Origin of the sequence: Aeromonas lusitana (genome assembly GCF_002812985.1) — a bacterium.
Lineage (GTDB): Bacteria > Pseudomonadota > Gammaproteobacteria > Enterobacterales > Aeromonadaceae > Aeromonas > Aeromonas lusitana.
Map to the genome: position 1 here is coordinate 1 of NZ_PGCP01000048.1, position 861 is coordinate 861.

At 54.0% G+C, this 861-nt stretch carries 2 protein-coding genes; one reads left to right on the forward strand and one right to left on the reverse strand.

The genetic code is table 11. The annotated features are described in order from the left end of the window. Window positions 1-236, forward strand: a 236-nt coding sequence (locus CUC44_RS21180) for a hypothetical protein (RefSeq protein WP_208621095.1), incomplete at its 5' end; no start/stop codon positions are given. Here the strand turns inward: CUC44_RS21180 and gmhB are convergent. Continuing rightward, on the reverse strand, window positions 184-726 hold the full coding sequence (gmhB, locus tag CUC44_RS20270; RefSeq protein ID WP_167388969.1) for a D-glycero-beta-D-manno-heptose 1,7-bisphosphate 7-phosphatase: 543 nt from the start codon (window positions 724-726) through the stop codon (window positions 184-186). The two genes, CUC44_RS21180 and gmhB, sit on opposite strands and share 53 nt — an antisense overlap. Window positions 727-861 lie beyond the last annotated feature (135 nt).

Below are 861 nucleotides of genomic sequence, written 5' to 3' on the forward strand. Positions count from 1 at the left end.
CAAGCCTTATTTTCAAAGGCTTTTTCGAGGCACCGACTGGCTTAACTGCGTTGCCGCTTGCCCTGTCGATGGAGGCGCATTATAGGGAGCTGAAACTTTCTGGCAAGGAGATTATTGCAAAAAACTGGCTTTCGACGCTCGTTCGCTCACAAAGCCAGCAATTCGCATATCAAGCGAGCGATATCAGCCTACTGCGGGCACTGCTATCGCAAAATCATGTAGATCGTCATAGATAGTATCGGCTAAAGCGATACCTGCATCAGTCACCGGCTTGCCGGTACGCACCATCACCTTGTGCCCCACCCTGGCATTGAGCGCCGCTTTCAGATCGGAGGGCTTGTCGCCCACCATATAGGAGCGGGCCATGTCGATACCGAGCTCTTGTTGTGCCAACAGCAGCATGCCGGGCTCGGGCTTGCGGCAGTCGCAAGGGGCTCCGTGATCCGGGTGGTGGGGGCAGAAGTAGATGCCGTCGAGATCCACATCCCGATCCGCCAGTGACCAATCCATCCATTCGGTCAGGTTCATGAAGTCATCTTCACTGAAATAGCCGCGGGCGATGCCGGATTGGTTGGTGACCACGATCAGCAGGTAGCCTTTCTTCTTCAGCAGCTGCAGGGCTTCGATCACGCCGGGCAGGAAATGGAAGTCGTCAACCTGGCTGACATAGCCGGTGTCTTCGTTGATGACACCGTCTCTGTCCAGAAAAATGGCGGGCTTACTCACGGGAACTACCTCGGTCATGGTTTTTTACAGTATCTCACAGGGCGACGAGGGCCCAAATGTAAAAAGGGGTGGCCGAAGCCACCCCTTTCATGTGTGCATATAAAGAATCGATTAAGCGATAACTTTGGCTACAAC